Here is a 2,771-nt window from a genome sequence, read left to right on the forward strand (position 1 = left end):
GCTATTCCGCCTGCGTGTTCCCCGATGCCCTCGACAGCGGCCAGAATATCGAGCTCGGATACATCCCGGGCACACTTCCGTGGCTGGTCGCCGAGGAACTGGAAAAGCAGGGACTCACCATCGTCAACGACGACATGTCGGGCGCAACGCATCGCGACCGCAACCTACTCACCGGGGACAGCCCGCTTGCGGCGAACACGCTCGGAAAGATGTCGGCGAACTATCTTCTCGAACGGGCCGGCGAACTGGAATAGCCGCCGCGCGCCTCGCCTCGCCGGTGATGCTCGTAGAATCTTCTGCATGAGCGAACTCAAGGATCGAATCGTCTCCGATATGACCGCCGCCATGAAGGCGCGCGAGAAGGACAAGGTCGCCGCGCTGCGCATGCTCAAGGCCGCGATCATGACCGAAGAGGTCTCCGGTGAGAAGCACGAGCTCACCGACGAGCAGGTGCTCGCCGTTGTGGCCCGCGAGATCAAGAAGCGTCGCGAATCCGCGGAGGTCTACGCGGAGAACGGCCGCCAGGAGCTCGCCGACAAGGAACTGTCCGAGGTCGAGTTCTTCACCGAGTACCAGCCGGAGCAGCTGTCCGACAACGAACTCGATATCCTCGTCGAGTCCACGATCGCGGAGGTTGTCGGCGACGGCGAGCGGAACATGAAGCAGATGGGCCCGGTCATGGGCGCGGCCAAGCAGAAGGCGGGCGCGCAGGTCGAGGGTGGCCGCCTCTCCGCCGCCGTCAAGAAGGCGCTCGGCGCGTAGCGGCGCCGAGCCTTCCCACCGAGTTCTCGGAACTCCTCGCCTCCATCGTGCGTTGAATACTCACATGAACGAACACAAGTCCTGGGCCCAGCGGCAGAATCCCGCGGTACGCCTCACCCTGCAGATCGTGGGGTGGGTGCTCGTCGTGCTCGGCATCGCCGCGCTCGTACTTCCCGGCCCGGGACTACTCATGCTTTTCGCCGGCCTCGCACTGCTCTCGCAGGAACTCACGTGGGCGCAGCGCTTCGTCACGCCGGTAAAACATGCGGCGCTTCGCGGCGCCTCCGAGGGCGTGCAGTCCTGGCTGCGGATCTGCGGATCGCTTCTCGGCGTCGCCGCGCTCGTCGCGGTCGGCCTCGTCTGGGGACTATGGCGCACCGCCCCGGGCTGGTGGCCGCTCGACGATCAATGGTGGCTCCCCGGCGGCTGGGGCACCGCGGGGACGCTCTTCGCCTCCGCCGCGATCGCCCTCGGCCTGCTCATCTATTCCTTCCGCCGTTTCCGCGGTTCCCCGTATGTGCCGTATGACGCCGAACGTCCCTCCCCCTCGGACGACGGCGCCGCACCCAAGCGCAACCATTCCCCGACTGGCTCCACCCCGGCCCGCAGCTGAGCCTCTGCGCCCGGACTTTCGCCGACGATGGCGGCGAAGGCATCCGATCCTGGTGACGGTCGCCGAGGTCGACAGCTAAGCCCGCTGTAGTCCCGCCCCCTTCAGCCACGGTGGAACGACGAGCGCGAATTCCGTGCGCGAGCATCTACCTTTGTCTGGCCGACTCCTTCGGCACGGAAGCAGGAGAGGGGATTCCGTATGGGTATCTATGTGGTCACGGGATCGGCCTCGGGTATCGGGCACGCCGTTGCCGAACGGTTGCGGGCTGATGGTCACAAGGTTATCGGCGTCGATCTCGCCGACGCAGAGGTGATCGCCGATCTTTCGGGGCCTGAGGGGCGTCAGCACGCGATTTCCGCAGTGCTTGGAGCTGCGGGCGGAACGCTCGACGGGGCGGTTATGGCCGCCGGGGTCGGTCCAGGCGGCCCGGTGTCGCGCGCGAGGCTGGTCGCCGAGGTCAACTTTTTCGGGGTGATCGATCTGCTGGAGGCGTGGCGCCCCACTCTCGCCGCGGGGCGCGGCGCGAAAGTGGTCGTCATTTCGAGCAACTCGGCCACCACCACTCCGCTCGTTCCCGGCCGGACCGTACGGGCCCTCCTCAAGCGAGACGCAGGCCGGGCGTTTCGCTCACTTCGCCTGCTCGGACCTGGTGCCACGTCAATCATGTACGCAGCTTCGAAGCTCGCGGTAGGGCGCTGGATTCGCCGGACCGCAGTCCGCGCGGACTGGGCAGACGAGGGAGTTCGACTCAACGGACTCGCCCCGGGAGCCGTCTTGACTCCGCTGCTCCAATCCCAACTCGAGGACCCGAAACAACGCGCCGCGGTTCGCGCATTCCCGATCCCCGTGCGCGAATTCGGCTCACCCGACAAAATTGCGGATTGGGCCACGTTCATGCTCGGCGACGCCGCCAACTCTCTGTGCGGGAGCATCCTCACTGTCGACGGCGGAACGGACGCGTTTTTTCGGGCCGACGATTGGCCCGCGAAGGTACCGCTCCGCCAGCTGGGCGGCTACCTGCGTGCGTTCCGCGCGGGCCCCAAGGTACGCCGTAACTCCAAAGGAACATAGAAAACCCATTTGACCAGGCATTTTGCGGAAGTGGAGGGATTTGAACCCCCGGAGGTTTTACCCTCGCTCGCTTTCAAGGCGAGTGCATTCGGCCGCTCTGCCACACTTCCCCCGCACGTGGAAATCACGTGCGCATTGCCATCCTAACGGGAAGGCGCGACGACGCACGAAATCCCGCAAAGCCCGCAGCACCACGCCATTGCCGCGCAATCATATATGTGACACGATATGTGACGTAGATCATAATCGACTGGCCGCAGTGCCGCTGCCGCCAAGGGACGTGTGAGCAATGCCCGACGAACGGTCGACTCCCCCGCCGAGCAGA

General features: G+C 65.6%; 3 protein-coding genes, 1 tRNA gene and 1 pseudogene. 4 read left to right on the forward strand and 1 reads right to left on the reverse strand.

Features of this window, described 5'->3' with window-relative positions; translation table 11 throughout:
* The 4 genes and pseudogenes from K8V11_RS10410 to K8V11_RS10425 form a co-directional block, all read left to right on the forward strand.
* Positions 1-254 (forward strand): annotated as a pseudogene (locus K8V11_RS10410) (protein deglycase HchA); the annotation flags it as partial.
* 46 nt (positions 255-300) lie between these two features.
* Complete coding sequence (locus K8V11_RS10415; protein ID WP_303913716.1) at positions 301-762, forward strand: GatB/YqeY domain-containing protein; 462 nt, start codon at positions 301-303, stop codon at positions 760-762.
* Between the two features lie 64 nt (positions 763-826).
* Positions 827-1,375 carry a PGPGW domain-containing protein gene (locus K8V11_RS10420; RefSeq protein ID WP_303913719.1) on the forward strand — a complete coding sequence of 183 codons (549 nt, stop codon included), beginning with the start codon at positions 827-829 and terminating at the stop codon, positions 1,373-1,375.
* A gap of 198 nt (positions 1,376-1,573) precedes the next feature.
* Positions 1,574-2,446 (forward strand): SDR family oxidoreductase, encoded by an 873-nt coding sequence (locus K8V11_RS10425; RefSeq protein ID WP_303913722.1) that lies wholly within the window; start codon positions 1,574-1,576, stop codon positions 2,444-2,446.
* A 25-nt stretch (positions 2,447-2,471) separates the two neighbouring features.
* Here the strand turns inward: K8V11_RS10425 and K8V11_RS10430 are convergent.
* Positions 2,472-2,556 (reverse strand) — tRNA-Ser (locus K8V11_RS10430).
* Between the last annotated feature and the right edge of the window lie 215 nt (positions 2,557-2,771).

Origin of the sequence: Dietzia timorensis, from assembly GCF_020742175.1 — a bacterium.
GTDB classification, from domain to species: domain Bacteria; phylum Actinomycetota; class Actinomycetes; order Mycobacteriales; family Mycobacteriaceae; genus Dietzia; species Dietzia timorensis_A.